The sequence below is a fragment of the Neorhizobium sp. CSC1952 genome, from assembly GCF_030378245.1.
GTDB lineage: Bacteria > Pseudomonadota > Alphaproteobacteria > Rhizobiales > Rhizobiaceae > Neorhizobium > Neorhizobium oryzae_A.
This window is the reverse complement of sequence record NZ_CP128416.1, coordinates 4,039,167-4,059,157: the sequence shown is the minus strand read 5'-3', so window position 1 is coordinate 4,059,157 and position 19,991 is coordinate 4,039,167. Positions and strand designations below refer to the sequence as shown.

The window sequence follows — 19,991 nt, the reverse complement described above, 5'->3', positions numbered from 1 at the left end:
TTCACTATCTAGACACTTCGGGATGCAAGCTCGTCCGCGCTCACTTAGGCTGCCAATCTGCCCGGCTTATGGCAGCGGCCGGAGCTATACGCGGGAATGGAGCTTTGGAGATGGTTTCGGTACTGATCATGGTTATCATCGTGAAAGCACTTGACTATGGTGCGTTTCATCCGCTCGACCTGACCGTTGGCCCCTGGAGGTTTCGACTTTGTCAGTCGGTGTTCGATGTCGAGGGTTTGGCAGGCGCGGACGAACGGATCATCGCGCCACATAGCTGTAGGCTTTGAGCAGTTTTTCGGCAGATCGGCAAACTGGATCCTGTTGTTCATTTATAGGAGGACGTTAATCGCATGGCGCGCAGGTCCGCATTTGATATTGCTTTTCATGATTTGAGGACAGAATTCAATCCTACTAGTAAACGCGCAGCCTTCCTTGATGACATCAAATGGCAGTTGGAAGAAGACCCGGACATCTACGATATCGTAAGAAAGCGGCGGTCATCCATCCAGTACCTTGCCGTCTCATTCGACCGAAAGGTCAATGACGTGGGTTTCTCGTATGGCGATCTAGATTTGGTCCTAGTCGCCTTGGACGCGGCGGCCGGTGGATCGGGTATACGTAAGCCCGTCAATCAGATGCGCGTCCTACGCTGGAATTCAACGAAACGCGACCTAAGGCGCGTCTTGCAATATCTTGCCAAGCTGAACCCACAAATCAGGACTCGGAGCATGCTGATCTTACCATTCCCGATGCCAGTCGTCGGTCGCGGTTTGGTGAGCACGATCTATAAGAGCTGATGGTTCCAGCCTACTGCGCCCTTCTTTTTTGGGTGCGGTCGTTCCCGGATCTGTTGAGTACGACCGGCGCTATCGGCGACGCGTTTCGTCGCCGATAGCGATGGCGGCCTAAAATTTGTACACGCAATTTTCCGCTTGCACCATTCGCCGCCGCGGAAGACCCTATTCATGAAGAACGGGGAGTATTCATATGCGTATCATAGAAGAGCTTAGAGAATTAGCGGCCGGACACGTCGTCTCGAAAGATGTCCTCGATCGGCCCGGGTATGCAACCTCCTATAGAGATACATTGTGCGAATTTATCCATGCTTTTGAGACCGGCATCGATCCGAAGAGTATGTTACTCCGTCCGCGCGGCAACAATGTTCGAAAAGCGCTGTTGAACGCTTTGGACGAACTTGTACGCACGGGGCCGGTTCTTCATCACGACCATAGCCGAGCCGCCGGTACCATCGCTCGGCAATGGGATCGTTCAGCCTGGCTTGCGGCGCTCGCCCTCGCGCGGGACACACTGCAACAACTTTCAGAGGCAGATCATCGTAAACAAGGCTGCGAAACATCGGTGATCGCGAGCCGGAGCGCCATCAATGTAATTGCAAGCACGCTTCTGTCGATTTCCGGTGGGCTCGACATACCGGATCCAGGGTCCCGGTCGGCGTTTGCCGGTGCGGCTCCTTAACTTTGGCCCTGATGGTTAGAAAAGCCCGGAGCCCCGGGACTTTTCGCTCTCGACCCACTGTCGATACTCTTTGAGTTGCTCCAGAAGAGCTTCCGCATCCGAAAGTCGCAGCGGTCGAACGTGGCACCCGTCTCACCCAGATGCGCTTTCAATTCGTGTACGATTTCCACCATACGCCTTACTCCTGACGCACCAGGAGATAGCATCAGCCCTCATCGGTATCTCTTGGCACTTGCTCTCCATAACGCCGGGGCTCCGATGGAGCGAAGGTTGCCCTGCGCAGGTTCGCCTTTATTTCAGATATCTATCACCCCGGCCATAGTGGGGGTAATCAGCCGCCGTAGAAATCCACGGACGTAGGCCCGCAGATACGTGTGACGCTTTGGTTGTCAGGTCTGGATGGCGGTAAACGTTGCCCGAGCCGAATGAGACAACCGACTTCTCGAACTTGCTTGACGGTGTAGGTAGTCCTTTTAAGCCGCCTGAACATTTCGCGCCGTGATGACTTACGACGAGATACTCGACCGGTTTGTTGAAGCCGGTTGGCAGCGTCGGATATGCAGCGTCTCCGGTGAGTAGCGCACGCTTACCACTTGCCAGATTTGCTACCACTGCCAGCCCAGTGTCATTCACATTTCCTGCGGTGCCCAAGCATTCAGCTACCGAAACTGCCGCGGAGTTGTAGGCGTGCCCGGCTGGCCAAACATGAAGCCCACCCCTCCTCGCTATAATAAGGGCCAGCCGGGCGGCCCCTGGCCCCAGCTTCTGAGACGGAACAATCCACTTCGCGTCAAGCAGCGCCGGGATCGAATACGGGGCATGCAAGTGGTCCCAGTCGAAGTGCGACAGAATAACGGTTTGCTGTTTAGCTGGTTGGATATTGATCGATTTCGGTGCCGTATGTCCGTTGAAGGAGATCGGGAGACCGGTGTCAAAGTGGAGGTAGGCGTCACCATCCTTGGTCAAGAAGGATGTGAAGCACGCTTGGCCCACGTCACGAACGACAATGGTTTCCGGCACTTGTATCTGCGCCAAAATCCCGTCGAGGACGGTAGTGTCAGATGATACCGTCGCAACCTTGGAAAGCTCTGCGATGCTCTGGGGAAGCTTTTGCCTGCTTGCCGCCGCGCCGAGGCTGCGAGGTCTTGGCCGGTCGGATGGGTCTAGCGGATCCTCCAGTGGCAATCCGGATATTGTCGAGCCTCGTGACTGATCATAGTAGCCGGTCGGCCCAAGCTGAGCATGCCAGGACATCAACCCTTTATGGAGGACGCCCGGCTCAAGTTCCAGGTGATACCATCCGCCAATGACCGGGGGTGATCCAAGGACTTCGGAGAAACGATGAGGCGTCGTTACAATCCGCACCAGACCGAACGACCAGAACTCCCGGCCGTCGAAGAGTTCCTTTTTTACATCGGTCGCCAGGTCAACCGAGCGCGCATCAATGCCGTCGAACTCAAAGGACGCACGACGATGTGGCCGATCACTGAGGAAATCGATGCGGGAAAGTCGAGCGTATAAGCTCCGCCGAGGAAATTCTTTAAGATATCTTGGCGTCGGAATATCGATGAACAATGTAACCATACCCCCTGCTCAAACGAACGTTGGGCAGTCTTAGATGACACCTTGAAGATTGGGAATTAGTCTCTCTTGTAAGCTAAACCGCCGAGCAGCTGTCAACCATCCTTTGAGCGCGTGTCCGGCTTCTTCTCGTTAGGCTTACGACGCCGAATGCCTGGGCCCTCCCCGGCGTTTTCGTGGATAAAGACAATTCCTTGCTCTTCCAGCGCAACCTTTATCTTCTCGAGCGTCTCAATAGTCACCTTTTCAGGCGTTGTTTCCGCCTTGCGCAAAAACGGCACCGAAATCTTCAAAAGACGCGCCAAATCTTCCTGCGTTAAGCCAGCAAGAACGCGCGCAGCTCGGAGCGTTGAAGGATCGAATGACAATGCCATCCGTCCAAAAACATCTGCGCCAGGAAAAATGTCAACATAGCTTGCATTTTCCAAACGATAACTTCTACAAAGCAATTCTTCGTTTGCATTTTCGAAACGAATCACGCTTTTTTGTGTGAAATTCTTTCTGTTTTCGAACCCACCGGAGAATCAGCAAATGGATTTCACATCAACGTTCTACTCCGACGGTCTTCGGGAGATGGCCGCAACGTATCGCACGCTAGCGGCAGATCTCACTTCTTTGGCCGACGGGCACCTTCCCCATCCAACGGTTATGATTGACGACTGGATAATCGTGAAGCGTGCAGTTCCTTGTCTACTTGGTACGATGAACTCTCACCCATCAATCCACGACGGCAGAGGCGGCGTTACATCGGAGCTGATCTATATTGATCAGTCTCTCGGCATCGCCCGCACGACCAATCGCTGGTACAGCCTTGGCTCGCTCCTGGTGCAACAGGAGCACCAGTCGTGACCGAAAAATATGACAGCGAGCTGCTCGACGCAGCCATCGCCGCAATGATGCAAGCTGCGAAGAGAGTCGATGAAGTGCGCTCCAAGATGCCACTGAGCTTTCGGCGAAACGCTGCCTTCCAGGCTCTTGATAGAGGTCCCCGCCTCTTCCTGGAGTGCTGCGCATTCATCCAACTGTTGAAGCGGGTTCCAGCCTTTCTGAGCGCGCGCACCTTCGTCCTAATCGTAAGAGTGCCGCGAAACTGGGCTTTGGAAGATCTTGAGGCCGTTTCAGCCCTGTGCCTCGGATCGACAGAAAACCGGCCTTCCCATTTTGCTGCATTCACCCATCCCGAAAGAAACAAGAAGGGCAAATGGGAAACTGTTCCTAAGGACATGTTGAGAGCAAGCAAGATTATCATATTTGCGAATATTGGTTCGAATCTCCACCCAGTGATCGAGGCCATGGCGGACGCAGTCATGGACCTGGAACCGATGCAGGATGCTCATCTTGATGGCTTGGCGCGTTTGATGAATGCCGGAATACTGACAGCCGATCAGAAAGAATTTTTGCGCCAGCAAGAGCCCGCCTTGCTTGACGGCATTTTCAGAAGCGGGCGGCGTGCCTCGCTTTCTATCGAACGCCTGCGGCGTCAGCGAGTTCAGGTGGCGTCAGCCAAAAACATCCTCCCGATGCAGGCGTTCGGAGAGACCGGTCGTTGGGGCACGCAGCTGAAACACGACCTCTCTGCTTGGCGTCAAGGCAAGCTCTCCTGGGCAGACGTAGACCGGGGCATTCTCTTGTACGGTCCGCCAGGAGTAGGCAAAACAACATTCGCCTCGTCGCTCGCCGTTGAATGTAACGCCCATTTTGTCCCCTGCTCGTTGGCCAAATGGCAGTCCCGCGGACATTTGGGAGATCTCCTAAAGGCCATGAATGCTGATTTCAACGAAGCACGGGAGATGGCTCCTGCCATCCTCTTCATCGATGAAGTCGACGCGGTCGGCGACCGGCGCAGGTTCTCAGGCGATAACTCTCAATACTGCACGGAGGTCGTGACGGCCCTGCTCGAAGCAATTGATGGATCTATCAGCCGCGAAGGTGTGATTATCGTGGCCGCAACCAACTTACCGGATCGACTGGACCCCGCCCTCACTCGTGCGGGTCGCCTGGAACGGCATGTCGAAATCCTTGCGCCATCCATCGACGACAGGATCGCCATCCTTGAATTTTATTTGCCCGAGCTATCCGGCGATCTGTCGGTTCGAGACGCAGCGGAAAAACTACCTGGATACACGGGTGCCGATCTTGAGTACCTAACCAGACAAGTGCGCCAATTCGCACGCATAGACAATCGTCAGGTTCAACCCGCCGACTTGGAGCGGGCGTTGCCTAAGCGCCCTCGCCTTACCGAGCAAGAGATTTGGCGGGTTTGTGTCCACGAAGCGGGCCATGCGGTCATCGCGAAACTGTTGGACGTTGGTGAGATATTTTCGGTTGAAGTTTACGCATTCGACTACATCGCGAACGACAACCGCTATTCTCATGGAAATACGAAGGTCCGTCAGCCCACTTCGGCGCTGAAGACCGCGACCGCCTTTCGGGCGGAAATAGCTGTCGGCTTGGCTGGCCTTGCTGCGGAGGAGATCATCTGCGGAGACCGCTCAACATCTGCTGGTGGTTCGAATGAAAGCGATCTCGCCTCGGCAACGGAGATAGCTGCCCGCATGGTAGCGACTTTCGGCATGGGCACGGTAATAAGCTTCATGCCCATCCACCTCGTGGACTCGTCTGATCCGGGCTTTCTGGAACGACGGCCGGATCTACGGAAGGAGATCGGCACTATTCTGAGGGCTGAATATCGCAAAGCCAAAGAGGCCCTGAACGCTCACAAACCCATTCTTCTGCAACTCGCCCATGCTTTGAAAACGGAGGGAAAGCTGAACGGTCCGAAACTGGATGAGCTTCTTCGCCCGCTCGACAAAAGCCCGTCAGGTCGGTCCGAAGATTTGGAGCATGCCGATAGTCAGCAAGCGGTCTAATCCATCACGCCCACACTCCGAGGCACCAGGTTGCGTATGACGAGAACGACCGCACGAGCATCCTCCTCGCTCATTGAAGCGAAGGTTCCACCCCATTCCCGGCAGCGTAATCGCAGCTTATCAGTTGCGCGTCGTATCTCGTCCTCGTCCGAGACGGCATCAACTTGGGTCTCGGCCTTGGATTGCAAAGCATTCTTCCTCAAAAACTGACTGTCCCTCGTGATGGTTGAGCCGCCACGACATTGCGACGGCAGGAGCCGGGCAAGCACCGGGACGCAGTGGCTCTCACGTGTTGCTGAGACCTACAGCAGGTGTCGCGCACCCGCTGAACTGCCCGATGCACCAGATACCCGCGATGGTTTCGCCCTCAGGGTCGGCTTCCGACCGGTGCCACTGAAACCAGAAATCACTGCTGTTCGTGAGATCACCATCGGCAAAACTTCGGACTCCAGGCCGTCCATCGAAAGCCAAAACTTCGCGGCATCTGAGAGGTTAACGACGCTGAGCTCGAGGTATTCGACAACTTCCGCTACGGACGAACGCCCGCCCTTCGTTATGTAGCCTGTCACCTGGAGAGCGACGTCCAAGGGAAATATCTTCAGGGCGACCTCAGGGTACGCGCCAGTCGGACGGAGGAAGTCCTGATCTACGATTGGTTCCTGCTCGATAGCGACACGGACATTTTCATAGAGGATTGGTCGCATTTGCGTCCCTCGCCGAATGGGCTCAATGTTCAAATCTGGAAATATTGTGAACGGCGAGGTGCCGCAAGGGGCAGTCCACCGGACATCGGCCAAATCAAAGGATGAGCCCGCGAAATATGTCCACATTCGCTTGGCGCTTTCTTCGTCATTTGCGGGGACATATGCTTTGGTGGTCAGATTTAACTTCGCCTCGAAAATTGTCATGCTAAATTTCCAACTGCAACTATTCTAATGCTCAGCTGGATTTTTCCGTCCGTCAATTGCAAACCTTAAAAACCATGCTTCATCAAGTTTGAAGCATTGCGATATGCTCGCCTCAGCCGGAACGCTCCTAATTGTTTGGCTATGAGCTAGCCCAGATGAGGCGATCAGGTGACAATGGTGGGGTTAACGTCACACGGAAGTTCTCTGTCAAAGTCGGCTAAGGCGAGGTCTGCGTCGAGATCGGCCAAAAGGGTTTGAAAAGCGAGGATGTGTTTTTTCACCAGTCTGGAGCTCTCCAGAAATGACCTTCGGTGGCTTGGAGTATTAGAGGCTGCATAAATTTCTGACCGTCTAGCGAGTAGGTAGTCGTGAGCCTTGACGATGGAAACATTCAGGTCAACGAGGAGAGATTGAGACGCGACTGCTGCAGGTGTGTTCTCTCCGGAACTTGTCTTATTGATCGAGCCCCGAGTAGCTTGCCAGCTGCTGGAGCCCTCGTACAGATACGCGTCCGTGTCCTCGCACTCCGGCTCCCGATAGACTGGTAAGCAGTCGATCACATCTCCCAAATCATAAAACAGGACGATACCGTATCCGTGATCGGCCGCGTGCTGGATGACAGAATACAAGTCGGAGAACGGCCGCTCGGTGTCGGCGTAAACATCCCCATCTACATGAAAAAACCAGCCAACATCCCGATATGGTCCGCCCAGGATTGGCCAGTCCATGCAGTCGGTGGAGGACAGAAAGGCATTTGTTTCGTTGGAAAGGTGGGTTGTGCTGACGACCAGCATGGTGGGGTTACTCATTACGGATATTCCTGACGCGATACAAAAATGTTCGCGTCACCACTCACCGCCGTCAAGCGTAGATCGCTGGAGACTGTTGTGTACCCGAACGGAGGTTGATCAGGACCGCTGCGATTGGAACGCGCTCCAGGCTCTCAGCTTTTGGGTATTGGAAACTATCGTTGTGCTGCAGTTCGGAAACGAACGTCAATTCCTGCAGGTTCGTGGTGTTGCGCACTGTTGTCTCATGCAAAGGCGTGCTGCCTACTTGCCAATGCAGAAAAAGGAGACCGGCAGACGCCAAGACGACATAAAATTACTTCGAGTTTCGAAGCATTCTTCGTCTCTAAATAATTCGAATTTCGAACTGTTTTCGATGCCGCGTGTTGTGAAAAGTTAGTGGACTTCTTTCAGAAGTGAGTGGACTTCCGGATTCGGCCACGGCGTTTCCGCCATAACATCATACAGTTAACGAGGTTTAGAAATTTGGGAATCTATTGAATCCAGAAGGCTCTATATCCGCCGTCCACCGCGCGTCGATGCCGAAGTGGCTTAAAACCTTCGCAAGAGACTCAGTAGCTGCGAACGAGCGGGACATCGTCGCCCTTCTCAATGAAAGTTCCTCGATTTCACCTTCAGAGTGTCAATGTGGAGGTCCGGGATATAGATGTCTCTCGCCTGCACTGCAGGCTTGCGATTGTCACGCGGATCCGGACCACCACCATATTTGACCTGATCACCGCGTCCGTGAGGAAGAGGAAAGTCCCCGTCCCGTTCGCCAAGGCTCGACAGGTCAGCCGAGAAGTCAAAAAGCTTCTGGGCCACGAGGTGCACGACCTCGCCTTCCCGCTGGATTTTCCCGTGGATGCCCATCATGCTTGCGGTCATCAGGACCCTTCTCTGTTTCTCGAACAAGGACGGCCAGACCACAGCGTTCAAAATGCCAGTTTCGTCCTCAAGCGTCAGGAACATCACACCCTTTGCGGATCCGGGTCGCTGACGAACGAGAACCAGCCCTGCGGTCCAGAGCCATCTGCCATCGCGCTCGCCCATCGCCTCGGCACAGGTGACTATTCGTTTGGCTTCGAGCTCCTTTCGGAGGAAAGACATCGGATGCGCCCGCAGGGTCAGCCCCGTATGGGAATAGTCCTCAACGACCTCCCTGCCCTTGGCCATCGATTTCAGGGTTACCTCAGGCTCCTGCATCTCTGCCACGGTTTTTGCCTCCCGCTTAGCGGCCACCGCCCACAGTTCGAGCGGCTCGTCGCGAAGAGCTTTGATGTCCCAGAGCGCCTGACGGCGTTCCAGTTTCAACGACGGCAGGAAGGCATCCGCATCGGCGAGCTTGACCAAGGATGCCGTCGGCACACCGGATCGACGCCACATGTCGTCGGCACTCCCGAATGGTTGGTCGGCACGCGCGAGGACTATGCGCGCGGCATCAACCTGGGACAGCCCCTTGACCACACGCATGCCAAGCCGGACCGCCAAGCGGTCGGTGTCTCCGATCTTTTCCATAGTACAGTCCCAACGAGACGCGTTCACGCAGACAGGCCTGACCTCGACACCATGTTGGCGGGCGTCGGTTACGATCTGCGCAACAGAGTAAAATCCCATGGGCTGGCTGTTGATCAGTGCGGCACAGAAGACATCGGGATGCCAGCATTTCACCCATGACGATGCGTAGGCGATCAGGGCAAACGACGCTGCATGGGATTCCGGGAAGCCGTAGCTTCCGAAGCCTTCAAGCTGCGTGAAAGTCTTCTCCGCGAATTCCCGCGTATATCCATTGGCGACCATCCCGTCGACGAGCTTGTCCTTGAATTTACTGACTCCGCCCGTGAACTTGAACGTCGCCATTGCACGGCGCAGCTGATCGGCCTCACCCGCGGTAAAACCCGCGCAGGTCATAGCCACCTTCATGGCGGACTCCTGAAAAAGTGGAACCCCGAGAGTTTTTCCAAGAACGGCTTCAAGTTCTGGCGTTGGGTACTCGACCTTCTCTTTTCCCTCACGGCGGCGGAGGTAAGGATGCACCATGTCGCCTTGGATAGGTCCGGGCCTGACAATCGCCACTTGCACCACCAAATCGTAAAATGTCCTCGGCTTCAGACGCGGCAGCATTGCCATCTGGGCGCGAGATTCGATTTGGAAAGTTCCGAGGGTATCTGCCCGACGTATCATCGCGTAAGTGCGCTGGTCCTCCTGCGGAACGTCGGCAAGTCCCATAGGCAATGCCTTGTGCTCGGCCAGCAGCTCGAACGACCTGGACATGCACGACAGCATGCCCAGAGCCAGAACATCCACCTTCATGAATTTCAAGGCTTCAATGTCGTCCTTGTCCCATTCGACGACCTGCCGATCCTTCATGGTCGCCGGTTCGATCGGGACTAAGTCGTCCAAGCGGTCTTGGGTCAACACGAAGCCACCAGGGTGTTGGCCGAGATGGCGGGGCGCGCCCATCAACTGCCCGGCCAATTCAAGAGCGAGGCGGAGACGGTAGTCAGAACCGTTCATATTGTTTTCGCGGAGCTGTTTATCGCCAATTCTGTCTGACCACCCCCAGACGCCAGATGAGAGCTGACCGATTACGTCTTCGGGAAGGCCGAGGGCTTTGCCGACATCGCGGAGAGCGCCTTTTGCCCGATAACGAGTGACCGTAGAGCAGAGCGCAGACCGCGAGCGCCCATACGTCTCATAGATCCATTGGATGACCTCCTCTCGCCGGGAATGCTCGAAATCTACGTCGATATCCGGAGGTTCATTGCGCTCCATTGAGACAAAGCGTTCGAACAGCAAATCACTGCTTTCCGGATTGATGCTCGTGATCCCCAGGCAGTAACAGACGGCCGAGTTAGCGGCACTGCCCCTACCTTGGCATAGGATATTTTTTGACCTCGCAAACCTGACGATACTGTAGACGGTCAGGAAGTACGGCGCGTACTTCATGAGACGGATCAACTCTAGTTCGTGAAGGATGGCCTTGCGAACCTTGGTAGGGATACCTTCAGGATAGCGGTCGGCGGCTCCTTCCCATGCGAACTTCGTCAACGATTGCTGGGCGTCGAGCCCCGGAACAATGGCTTCTTCCGGATATTGGTATTGGAGTTCGCTCATGTCGAACGTGCAGCGATCGACGATCTCGCGTGTTCGCGCCAGCGCCTCAGGATATTCCGAGAAGAGACGATGCATCTCCTCGGGAGCCTTGAGATAACGGTCCGCGTGGCGCTCCCGGTCGAACCCTACGCTGTCGATGGTCGTGTGATTTCGAATGCAGGTGACAACGTCCTGAAGCTGGCGACGGCTGGAATCATGAAAAAGTATATCGTTGGTGACGACGGTCTTGATCTTATGACGGGCTGCGATATTCGAGAGGTTGTGAAGTCTCAGGCGATCATTTGGCCGTCGGCGAAGACAGAGACTCACGTAAGCTCTGTCGCCGAAGGTAGCGGCGACTTTGCGCAGCTGCCCCGCATAGATGTCGTCGGCCTCATCGGGAACCAAGACCGCGAGAAGCCCCTCGCTATATGCCTCAACATCCGGAAAACCGAGGACGCATTTCCCTTTGCCGCCTCGGGATTTTCCCAGAGACAGCAGGCGCGTCAGCCGTGAATAAGCGGGCCGGTCCGTCGGGTAGACCAGGATCGACATGCCGTCGGTGAGGTCGAGGCGACAACCGACGACCAAGCGGACACCCGTTGTTTTCGCGGCTTCCCACGCGCGGACAATACCAGCAAGACTGTTGCGGTCCACGACTCCTAAGGCATCGATACGCAGCGCAGCCGCTGTGGCGAACAGTTCGTCGGCACTGGATGCACCGCGGAGGAAACTGAAGTGGGTGGTGACCTGGAGTTCCGAATATTTCATCCGAAAACCCCGTGTAGAAACCATTTGTGCGAGCCGGTTCCAGCATGAACGCCATCGCCAGATCGATATACCCACAACCGTTCACCTTGTTCGTCTTCGACGACGAAGTAGTCGCGGACGGCCTCCATCTCTTTGGGCCGCAGCCACCATTCTCCGAAGATGCGTTCCGGGCCATCCGCGCGGACGATGCGCCTGCGTTTACCCCGCCATGTAATGACGACGGGCGGCTGGTCCGGCAGCACGGCCATGGTCTCGATCTCCTCCGGGCGCGCGAGGAGTCTTGACGGCCGAGGCCATTTGACGGCCCAGTCGGTTCCGGTCGCGTCGGCCATAGGCGCAACCCTCATCACAGACCGCTCTGGGACATCGGAGGCCACGGGTATCATACGATACAGGCGCTGACCGCGATTACCGAGAATGTCGATAAGCGGTGTTACATCAACCACCTGCTCTTCAACCAAAGACGAAATGATCTGCCGTTCTTGCAGAGGTTCCGCCATCACCGCGACGAGGATCATCTTCTCGATCCCATAGCCAGGATCGATTTTCTCGATCTGATCACACAGGAGCTTCGACAGGCGACCGGGGTCACGGACGGGCTGAGCGAGGCCAGATCGCACAGACTGCCTCGTGTTATCCACCCTATGGATGATAAGGTCCGAGCGCCTGACACCTAGACCTCGCTCCTCAAGCTGAGCGGTCAGCTGGACGACCAGACGACGCAAGTATTTGGATATAGTTTCGGGTGCGCCGATCGGTTCCTGGAAGGTGCGGGAGACTTCGATGAGTTCTGGCGTGCGTAGCGGCTCAATCGGTTCAGCCAGCCTTCCGAAGAGCTGGTCAATCCTTCGTCCGACTTCGGGGCCGAACCGCAACGTCAGCGGTGCTCGGGGCATCGCCGACAGCTCGCCGACGGTCTCGACCCCGAGAACGCGGAGGGCATGGATAATGTCCGAAGGCAGGCGAAGGCAGTGGATCGGCAAACCGGTCACCGCCTTGCTGACGCCGCCAACTGGAACAACCGTGGTCTCCGCCGTTGTGAGGCGAGTGATGGCATGGGCAGCTCCCCACGTATCGGCTACCGCGGCCCGCGCAGTTAGGCCACGTCCACGAAGCATGTTCACGAGGCCTGAGATCATCATCGTCTCGCCGCCGCGGAGATGATCCGCACCTTCCGTGTCCATGACCAAACCATCCGTACCGTCTAAGGCAACGATAGGAGAGTATTGCCGGAGCGCCCAGAGACCCAATCGTTCAAGTGCCGCGGCGTCAGCGGCCGGGTCAGCGTCGATCATCGTCAGGTTCGCGAAGGCAGCCTGAGCCTTGCTGGCGGCCATACCGACGCGGACACCGGCCTTGCAGGCGGCGGCATCAATGGCGGACACCGAACGCTTCACTCCCGACTTCGAGATGACGACGAGAGGCTGGTCAGCTGGCACAGCTGCGTCCCCATGACGACGTATTCGATCCGTCGACAGATACGGGAAGTAAACACACACGACCCTTGGCATCACAGGCACCTATCTCGAACTCAGCACACTCGCCCGCCTTTACTCTCATCAACTCTGCCAACCATCTCGCTCGCCCGATGCCTGCCGTTGGCAATGGCTCAGACGGCAGGACATTTATCCGCCATCTGGTCATCGAGGCCGTAGGGTTCCCGAAATCCGACGCCTCTGTCTGCCGACGCCACCTCCTGACGACCAACCCCATCGTCCCAGTCTTCTCGGCGGCAAGCTGAAGCCGACGGGATTGCGTCATCGGTAGCCTCACCAGTTCACCTACGACGGACGCAAGGCCGCCAAAGGAAAGCCCCTCCTCCATGGAGGCTAAAACATCGTCTTCCCTGTCACTTTCGCAAAAGATGACGCGGTCGGGGTGCAGCCCCGCTTGCGACAGCGCAGGGGCGAAGAGGTCTGGACGGGTCAGACACCAAAGAACTTTCCCTTTCGATCTCGCGGCTATACCCGCAGCGAACAGAGCGGCTGCGGCCCCGTCGACCGTTCCTGCGCCACCCCCCGCAATCTCGTGGACCGCGCCATATGACAGTCCGCCGCCTGGAAGACGCGCATCTATTTCGGGAACTCCGAACGGCAGCACGATGGCCTTCCTTGAGTTGGTGCCTTCAAGATGCGCGATCCGATCCCGAAGGTTGTCTATTACCCGAGAAATCCGGGCATGCGTCATTGTTCACGGACCTCCTGTGGTTCGCGTAGAGTGGTGGACTTCATGTCCTATGAATGTCTATGTTCTCCTTCTGTTCCCTCTCAAGGCGTGAGTCAAGACGCCCGAAAACAGCGTTTTTTTCACGAAAGACTACTCGCCCCACGAATAGGTAGATGAATCAGGGCTCTAAATGCCTCTGTTAAGTAAACAACGGCGTCGAATATTTTCTGGATCTTGTCGGCCTTGTGGCGCATCGCGATGAACTTGGACTACGCTGTAATGCCACATCGAGTTCGTCGAGTGTAAGTCTGCCACAATACGGCTAACTTGAGCGCCAAGCGCTTTTGCGCGGATCGTATTGATCGGTGTCAAGCCTAACTATCCGCCGAAAGATCGCGATAGCCAACCACACGATGTTCTTCAAACGCCAAACGCGCCGACGACTGGGCCAATGACCTAGAATGCCTCTAATCCTGAACTAGCACATCGGCAATGGAAGCTAAATACGACTAAGTTCAAAAGTCAAATATAGCCCCATCTACACCGCCTAACGTCCAATAATCTTCGTTATTGGACGTCAGTATTTGAGCTCATAATTTTTATGCGAACAATGGATTTTTTTCGGTAACGTTTGAGACTATGACTGCCTTCGTATCTAAATACATAGGCGCAGCAATATATTTCCATGAACCAGCCGCTCGCTTACCACCAGCCCGAGCGCTTATAGGTCATCGGGGTGGGGCCGACATTGGCTGCACGTGACTGCCGTCTTTAGATTTCCGCACCCCATGTTGAGATGGATGCATGCGGACGTGTCCTCAATAAGCAGGTCCTGGACGAGCAGAAGGAAAATTTTCCTCCAGAACCTCGTGGGCTCTTGTCGCGCTCCAACAATTCAGCCCACAATTGATTATCGGCAACTTCAGCCACGACAAGCTCGTCGGGCTGCCCTAATTCACCATGAAATTTGTCTCTCTGGACGGCGTCCAAGCCGAACCTCTTGGTCAATTCTTTACCCCGGAGCATGTAGCCCAATCCCTCGTCCGCTGGGTTGTCTACGACCCCGGCGATCGTCTGCTCGATCCGACTTGCGGTGACGGTGCGATTGTCCGATATCATCCGAATTCGAGGGGCATTGAACACGACCCGTTCGCGGCATTGCTTGCTCGGGAGCGAGCACCAACCGCCACAATCGACAACACCGATTTCTTCCAGTGGGCTCTGGACACCAGGGAACGGTTTCCTTGCGCAGCTGGGAACCCGCCTTTTATTCGCTTCCAAAAGTTCAAGGGAAAAACCAGAATTGCCGCCGAGGAGATTTGCGCAGCGCAAGGCGTGAAGCTTGGCAGCCTAAGTTCGACCTGGGCTGCCTTCCTGGTTGCAACAGCCAGCCTCCTTGAGGTCGGAGGGCGAATGGCTTTTGTCGTTCCCGCCGAAATAGGTCACGCCCCCTACGCTAAGCCAATTTTGCAGTATCTTGTCGAGCACTTCCGGACCGTTCACGTTGTCGCCGTACAAAGAAAGCTTTTCCCTAAATTATCCGAGGATTGCTGGCTTCTCCACTGCGACGGCTTTGGCGAGCGGACAACCCACATCGAGTTCACCAAAGTCAGCAGCTTTGAGCCATGTGATCGTCCGCCACCTTCCGACGAGCGGGTCAGTTGGCGTGACCTTGAAATCAATTGGCAGGGTCGCTTGCGGCCGTTTCTAATATCGCGTGACTGCCGGGCGCTCTACCAGGAATATAGCCTGCGTTCAGGCACGGAGCGTTTTGGAGACTTCGCGAAGATCGGCATTGGTTATATCAGCGGAGACAACGACTTCTTTCACCTGTCCCCAACCTCCGCACGTTCACTTGGCATTCCCAGCGAGTATTTGCTTCCGACCGTACGGAGAGGCGAATATCTCCAGACCGATGCAGTAAGAGAAGGTACCATCAACGAATGGATGATTAACGACGAGCAATGCCTTCTGCTCAATCTCCCAGCGGGACCCGTGCCGGACTCCGTTGCGAAATATCTGGACAGTGACCGCGGCCTTATCGCTCGAGCTCGGTATAAGTGCCGGTCCCGCGCAGCTTGGTATTCTGTCCCAGGCGTCATTCGGCCGGATTATTTCCTACAGTATATGTCGGGTGCAGAGGTCCGGCTCGCGCGCAATGAGGTCGGGGCAGTATGTACGAACAGCATTCTCGCGGTGAAAATCATCAATCCGGCTTCCGCGACGTTAAGGTTGCCAAGTTGGGGATCGGATTTCGTAAAGCTGAGCTGCGAGCTTGAAGGCCATCCCCTTGGCGGAGGAATGCTCAAGCTCGAACCAGGGGAGGCTCGGCGGGTGGTTTTTCCGGCTCTTCGCTCCACCGAGAACCAGGGTGTCATTCAGGAAGCCGTCCGAACTCTAAGAGAGTGGCGTCATACGAAATGCTAGTCTCTTGCCCGGTCCAGGCGCAAACGGCTGAGAGTGCGGTGCGCAGGATTCCAGTGATAGCGAAATCTCGGTTCACGCCGACGATATCGCTCCAACGCGCGACGTGTTTTTGGCCTCCAGCCACGGTACCCCCAGCATTCCCACGGCCGTTGTCACCATCATGAAGTACGCAGGAACAAAAGCATCCCCAGTCTTCGAAATCAGCAGTGTCAGGACTAACTGCAGCGACGCTCCGAATACGCAGACAACCACCGCGTAGCTTATCGACAGCCCGGTGCTTCTCACCGCAACGGGCAACGCAGCCATCATCGCACCGAAGCTAGCTCCTCCACTTAACATCGACAGGAATGGGAGGGCAGTGCTTACGAGGATAACACCATAAAGAGACCCCTCTGCGGCCCAGAAAAGCGGATAGACCGTTATCAATAGGATGGCGCGAGATATGTAGATGACAGAGCGCGAACCATGAACATCAGCGAGGACTCCGCCCGCCACCGAGCCGATGCAGATGAAGAGGCCGACTAGGCAGGTTGCCAGAAAGGACATCTGCGCGGGCATTTTGAGCGCGGTGAGAATGTATGTGTTCATATAGGCGCATACGTAGACGGCAATCGTACCGAAGGCGATCTGGGTTACGATAGCTACCAGGACCTTCGGATACCCCACCACCAAACCGATCATATCCTGGGTGACCTTCCGTTTATCGTGGCGGTCAGCAGCAGACAGTGTTTCGGGCATCCTCCGGCGGAGGACCAGAGCGATCAGCAACACAGCAGAACCTATCAGAAAGGGAAGCCGCCAGCCCCATCCGACAAGAGGTTCCGGGGGCATCGACGCGCTGAGTGCTAAGCCGAATACCCCCGCAAACATCGTCGCCAATCCTTGAATGGCTGGCTGCCAGCTGGCGTAGAGACCGCGCCGGTTCGAGGGAGCGAGCTCGTAGACGAGCGCGGTCGAAGGACCGACTTCCCCGCCAAAGGCAAAGCCCTGTGTCAGACGGGCGATCACCACTGCGACCGAAGCGAAAATGCCGACCTGTCCGTAGCTCGGCATCAAGGCTATGATCAGGGTGGCGGCGGCCATCAAGGTCGCGGTCAGTACGAGAGCCGAGCGCCTTCCCCTTCTGTCGGCATAGGCACCCATTATCAAACTTCCGAAGGGTCTAGTAATGAACCCGGCACCGAAAACCGCAACGGCGGCAAGCACTTCGAGCTGGGGGTTAGAGTTCGGGAAAAACGTATGACCGATCGCGAATGCGTAAATCCCAAATAGCGTTACATCGTAGAACTCGATGCCACTGCAAACAATGGCTGCCACTGCCCCTCGGAAAGAAATGGCTGAACCGTGCTTGTCAGGTTCTGTCGCAGACATCGCCGCCTCCGCTCTCGTCGACTCGATCAACAGAATTCCTGGCGATGACTCAAGGTAAACCCTCGTTTAGGTTGATTTGGCGAACTTGCCCAATTCCCTATCCGTGCGAATTCTTTGCGGCGACACCCTTAAACCAAACGGCCGTCACGAGGACGGCCGCGACTCCAAAATGGAGCGCTGCTGGACACGATCAGGTCCGGATTGTGAAGTCGACATCAACGCTTGCTTTGATAGCGTTCGAATAAGGGCAGATTCCATGCGTGACCTCGACAAGATGCTTGGCGTCTGGTTCGCTCAAACCGGGTAGATAAACGTCAAGCGCTGCCGTAATGCCGAAACCACCTTCAGAGCGTGGACCAATTCCAATGGTGGCGGAGACCGTCGAGCCCTCGGGAACCTTTGACTTCAGCTGCGATGCGCCAACCCGCAATGCGCCAAGGAAGCAGGCGGAGTAACCGAGTGCGAAGAGCTTTTTTGGGTTCGCGCCGTCTCCGCCCGATCCGCCAAGCTCTCTCGGAACGACAAGCTGCAGTTCGAGCGTACCGTCGGCGAGCGCGGTTTTACCGTCGCGCCCTCCTCCGGTCGCTGTCGCGCTGGTCTTATATTTTGCCTGGACTGACATGTTCTCTCCTTTCGCCGACAAGACAAGGTGAAGAACAATCCATTGGCCCGGTTCTGTCGAGGGAAACCTAGGTATACCTGTGCCACGTGAATGGCTGGATTGGTGGTTCTCAGCTTCCCAAGGAGGAGAGGGCCGCCTCCGAGATCACCCGTTACGTACGCATCATTGACGGGAGATGTTATTGATTTCGTTGGCAATGAAATCGCACATTGCCCGCACCCTTAGCGGTACGGAACGACGAAACCCGTGCAACGCGTTGAGCGGAAGGGAGGGCAGCTCCAGCTCGGGAAGCAGCTGCACCAGACGGCCAGCTTCAATATCGTCCGCCACTACGAACTTCATGAGATGGGCGACGCCTATACCATGCAAGGCGGCAGCCTGCAGGCCAAATCCGGAATCACACTCAATCGGTCCGCCCGGTGCAATCCTGCTTCCGTTCGAGAACAGGACTTCGAATGGTCGGCCCGGGACGTAGTATTTTGCAAAGGGCAACCTAGCTAGGTCTTCGATGTTCACCGGATTGCCGTAACGCTCCAGAAGCGATGGAGCCGCGACGAGCACCATCTCCATCTCGGATAACTTCCTTGCGATCAGTTCGCTCTCGGCGACACGGCCGACGCGAAACACGACATCGTAGTCTTCGCGGATAACGTCCACGAATCTATCTGTTACTCCGACGACGATGCTCAGGTCGGGATGGCTCGCGGCGAAGTCTTTCAGCAAGGCGTCCATCACGACGCGTGCAACCTCGCTTGGAAGACTGATTTTGAGTCTACCGGAAAGCCCCGTTTGCCCCCCAACAATATCGCCCGCGGCTTGCAGCTCCCTCAGCAGCGGTGCCACGCGATCAAAAAACAGCTGCCCGTCGGAGGTAAGCACGAGAGCACGCGTCGACCGCAAGAATAGACGCACGCCGAGAACCCTTTCAATGCGTGCGACGCTCTTCGAAATGGCCGAGGGTGTTGTCGCCATATGCCTTGCCGCAGCGCTGAAAGACCCAGTTTCCACTGTCCTGACGAAGGCAATCAAGTTGGCTGTTTCGGTGAGTAAGTTAGTCATTTGAGCCTGGAAGGAAGAGATCCTGTGCCAATTGGAGTTCTAATGAGGGTCGGGAATGCAGCTTACTTACCGTGCATTACAACGGAGTAAGAAGGCAATGCAGAAGCTGAAAAACAAGGTTGCGGTCATCACGGGCGGGAACAGCGGCATAGGCAAAGCTACCGCCGCCATGTTCGCCAGAGAAGGAGCCCAGGTTGTCATTACGGCACGAAGGCAAGATGTCCTGGAAAGTGCGGTTCGGGAGATTGGACATGGCGCGCTTGGCATTCAAGGTGACGTGGCTGATCTGGAACATCATGCGGCGGTGGCTTCGAAAGTTCGAGAGCTTTTCGGAGCGGTTGACATCTACATCGCAAACGCGGGGATCATCAACCTTACTACGGCCGACAAAGTAACACCGGATGAATACGACAAGCATTTCGCGGTGAATACCCGCGGAGTATTTTTCGGGGTGCAAGAAATCCTTCCCGTTATGAGGGACGGCGGCAGTATTGTGATTACGAGTTCGCTTGCCGCCTCCAAAATTCTGCCCAATCACACTCTGTATGCCGGGACGAAAGCCGCGATAGCTGCATTCGCCCGCAACTGGGCATTGGAGCTGAGAGACCGGAAGATTCGTGTGAATATCCTGAGCCCGGGGCCAACAGACACAGCAATCCTCAGCAAGTTGGGTATCTCAGACGGGGACCGGCCCTCCCTTGAGGCAGAGCTAGCACGCACCATTCCTGCAGGTCGCCTTGGGACGCCCGAGGAACTTGCAAACGCCGCCTTCTTCCTTGCTTCTGACGCGGGAAGCTTCGTCAACGGAATTGAGCTGAACGTCGACGGCGGCATGTCTATCACGTGAAAGGATGAG

Annotated in this window: 16 protein-coding genes and 1 pseudogene; 6 read left to right on the top strand and 11 right to left on the bottom strand. The window is 56.0% G+C overall.

Features of this window, described 5'->3' with window-relative positions; genetic code table 11:
• Window positions 1-74: 74 nt before the first annotated feature.
• A pseudogene (locus tag QTA58_RS19550) lies at window positions 75-227 on the bottom strand (IS481 family transposase); the annotation flags it as partial.
• A 123-nt stretch (window positions 228-350) separates the two neighbouring features.
• Here QTA58_RS19550 and QTA58_RS19545 point away from each other — a divergent pair.
• Window positions 351-797 carry a hypothetical protein gene (locus tag QTA58_RS19545; protein WP_289670361.1) on the top strand — a complete coding sequence of 149 codons (447 nt, stop codon included), beginning with the start codon at window positions 351-353 and terminating at the stop codon, window positions 795-797.
• A 190-nt stretch (window positions 798-987) separates the two neighbouring features.
• A complete protein-coding gene (locus QTA58_RS19540; RefSeq protein ID WP_289670360.1) occupies window positions 988-1,476 on the top strand; it encodes a hypothetical protein in 489 nt (162 codons plus the stop codon).
• Between the two features lie 291 nt (window positions 1,477-1,767).
• On the opposite strand, the gene QTA58_RS19535 is transcribed toward QTA58_RS19540, so the two are convergent.
• Both QTA58_RS19535 and QTA58_RS19530 read right to left on the bottom strand, forming a co-directional pair.
• On the bottom strand, window positions 1,768-3,051 hold the full coding sequence (locus QTA58_RS19535) for an MBL fold metallo-hydrolase (RefSeq protein ID WP_289670358.1): 1,284 nt from the start codon (window positions 3,049-3,051) through the stop codon (window positions 1,768-1,770).
• Between the two features lie 101 nt (window positions 3,052-3,152).
• Entirely contained in the window at window positions 3,153-3,536 is a 384-nt protein-coding gene (locus QTA58_RS19530) for a helix-turn-helix transcriptional regulator (RefSeq protein ID WP_289670356.1), read from the bottom strand.
• A gap of 52 nt (window positions 3,537-3,588) precedes the next feature.
• Here QTA58_RS19530 and QTA58_RS19525 point away from each other — a divergent pair, with 52 nt between their 5' ends.
• Both QTA58_RS19525 and QTA58_RS19520 read left to right on the top strand, forming a co-directional pair.
• The gene (locus QTA58_RS19525) at window positions 3,589-3,906 is read left to right on the top strand and encodes a hypothetical protein (protein WP_289670354.1); all 318 of its coding nucleotides are present in this window, start codon (window positions 3,589-3,591) and stop codon (window positions 3,904-3,906) included.
• Window positions 3,903-5,927 (top strand): AAA family ATPase, encoded by a 2,025-nt coding sequence (locus QTA58_RS19520; RefSeq protein ID WP_289670353.1) that lies wholly within the window; start codon window positions 3,903-3,905, stop codon window positions 5,925-5,927. Before QTA58_RS19525 ends, QTA58_RS19520 begins: the two co-directional genes overlap by 4 nt.
• Window positions 5,928-6,229: 302 nt before the next feature.
• On the opposite strand, the gene QTA58_RS19515 is transcribed toward QTA58_RS19520, so the two are convergent.
• From QTA58_RS19515 to QTA58_RS19495, 5 genes are all read right to left on the bottom strand, one after another.
• Window positions 6,230-6,835, bottom strand: coding sequence for a hypothetical protein (locus QTA58_RS19515; protein WP_289670352.1), 606 nt, complete (start codon window positions 6,833-6,835; stop codon window positions 6,230-6,232).
• Between the two features lie 164 nt (window positions 6,836-6,999).
• Window positions 7,000-7,644 (bottom strand): hypothetical protein, encoded by a 645-nt coding sequence (locus tag QTA58_RS19510; protein WP_289670350.1) that lies wholly within the window; start codon window positions 7,642-7,644, stop codon window positions 7,000-7,002.
• A gap of 588 nt (window positions 7,645-8,232) precedes the next feature.
• A complete protein-coding gene (locus QTA58_RS19505) occupies window positions 8,233-11,490 on the bottom strand; it encodes an error-prone DNA polymerase (RefSeq protein WP_289670349.1) in 3,258 nt (1,085 codons plus the stop codon).
• Window positions 11,487-13,001, bottom strand: a complete 1,515-nt coding sequence (locus QTA58_RS19500) for a DNA polymerase Y family protein (protein ID WP_289670348.1) — start codon at window positions 12,999-13,001, stop codon at window positions 11,487-11,489. The genes QTA58_RS19505 and QTA58_RS19500 overlap by 4 nt, the downstream gene beginning before the upstream one ends.
• The gene (locus QTA58_RS19495) at window positions 12,919-13,677 is read right to left on the bottom strand and encodes an ImuA family protein (protein WP_289670346.1); all 759 of its coding nucleotides are present in this window, start codon (window positions 13,675-13,677) and stop codon (window positions 12,919-12,921) included. Before QTA58_RS19495 ends, QTA58_RS19500 begins: the two co-directional genes overlap by 83 nt.
• Window positions 13,678-14,616: 939 nt before the next feature.
• Here QTA58_RS19495 and QTA58_RS19490 point away from each other — a divergent pair.
• On the top strand, window positions 14,617-16,083 hold the full coding sequence (locus QTA58_RS19490) for an SAM-dependent DNA methyltransferase (RefSeq protein ID WP_289670345.1): 1,467 nt from the start codon (window positions 14,617-14,619) through the stop codon (window positions 16,081-16,083).
• 72 nt (window positions 16,084-16,155) lie between these two features.
• Here the strand turns inward: QTA58_RS19490 and QTA58_RS19485 are convergent, their stop codons facing one another.
• The 3 genes from QTA58_RS19485 to QTA58_RS19475 form a co-directional block, all read right to left on the bottom strand.
• Window positions 16,156-17,484 carry an MFS transporter gene (locus QTA58_RS19485; RefSeq protein ID WP_289670344.1) on the bottom strand — a complete coding sequence of 443 codons (1,329 nt, stop codon included), beginning with the start codon at window positions 17,482-17,484 and terminating at the stop codon, window positions 16,156-16,158.
• A gap of 160 nt (window positions 17,485-17,644) precedes the next feature.
• Window positions 17,645-18,076 carry an organic hydroperoxide resistance protein gene (locus QTA58_RS19480; RefSeq protein WP_289670343.1) on the bottom strand — a complete coding sequence of 144 codons (432 nt, stop codon included), beginning with the start codon at window positions 18,074-18,076 and terminating at the stop codon, window positions 17,645-17,647.
• Between the two features lie 162 nt (window positions 18,077-18,238).
• The gene (locus QTA58_RS19475) at window positions 18,239-19,135 is read right to left on the bottom strand and encodes a LysR family transcriptional regulator (RefSeq protein ID WP_289670341.1); all 897 of its coding nucleotides are present in this window, start codon (window positions 19,133-19,135) and stop codon (window positions 18,239-18,241) included.
• Window positions 19,136-19,232: 97 nt separating this feature from the next.
• On the opposite strand from QTA58_RS19475, the gene QTA58_RS19470 reads away from it, so the two are divergent.
• On the top strand, window positions 19,233-19,982 hold the full coding sequence (locus QTA58_RS19470) for a glucose 1-dehydrogenase (RefSeq protein WP_289670340.1): 750 nt from the start codon (window positions 19,233-19,235) through the stop codon (window positions 19,980-19,982).
• Window positions 19,983-19,991 lie beyond the last annotated feature (9 nt).

Excerpts from the sequence above, each read along its gene's own strand:
- QTA58_RS19545 (WP_289670361.1), top strand. The coding sequence starts at position 351 with ATGGCGCGCAGGTCCGCATTTGATATTGCTTTTCATGATTTGAGGACA.
- QTA58_RS19540 (WP_289670360.1), top strand. The coding sequence starts at position 988 with ATGCGTATCATAGAAGAGCTTAGAGAATTAGCGGCCGGACACGTCGTC.
- QTA58_RS19525 (WP_289670354.1), top strand. The coding sequence starts at position 3,589 with ATGGATTTCACATCAACGTTCTACTCCGACGGTCTTCGGGAGATGGCC.
- QTA58_RS19515 (WP_289670352.1), bottom strand. The coding sequence starts at position 6,835 with ATGACAATTTTCGAGGCGAAGTTAAATCTGACCACCAAAGCATATGTC.
- QTA58_RS19510 (WP_289670350.1), bottom strand. The coding sequence starts at position 7,644 with ATGAGTAACCCCACCATGCTGGTCGTCAGCACAACCCACCTTTCCAAC.
- QTA58_RS19505 (WP_289670349.1), bottom strand. The coding sequence starts at position 11,490 with ATGAAATATTCGGAACTCCAGGTCACCACCCACTTCAGTTTCCTCCGC.
- QTA58_RS19500 (WP_289670348.1), bottom strand. The coding sequence starts at position 13,001 with ATGCCAAGGGTCGTGTGTGTTTACTTCCCGTATCTGTCGACGGATCGA.
- QTA58_RS19495 (WP_289670346.1), bottom strand. The coding sequence starts at position 13,677 with ATGACGCATGCCCGGATTTCTCGGGTAATAGACAACCTTCGGGATCGG.
- QTA58_RS19490 (WP_289670345.1), top strand. The coding sequence starts at position 14,617 with ATGAAATTTGTCTCTCTGGACGGCGTCCAAGCCGAACCTCTTGGTCAA.
- QTA58_RS19480 (WP_289670343.1), bottom strand. The coding sequence starts at position 18,076 with ATGTCAGTCCAGGCAAAATATAAGACCAGCGCGACAGCGACCGGAGGA.
- QTA58_RS19475 (WP_289670341.1), bottom strand. The coding sequence starts at position 19,135 with ATGACTAACTTACTCACCGAAACAGCCAACTTGATTGCCTTCGTCAGG.
- QTA58_RS19470 (WP_289670340.1), top strand. The coding sequence starts at position 19,233 with ATGCAGAAGCTGAAAAACAAGGTTGCGGTCATCACGGGCGGGAACAGC.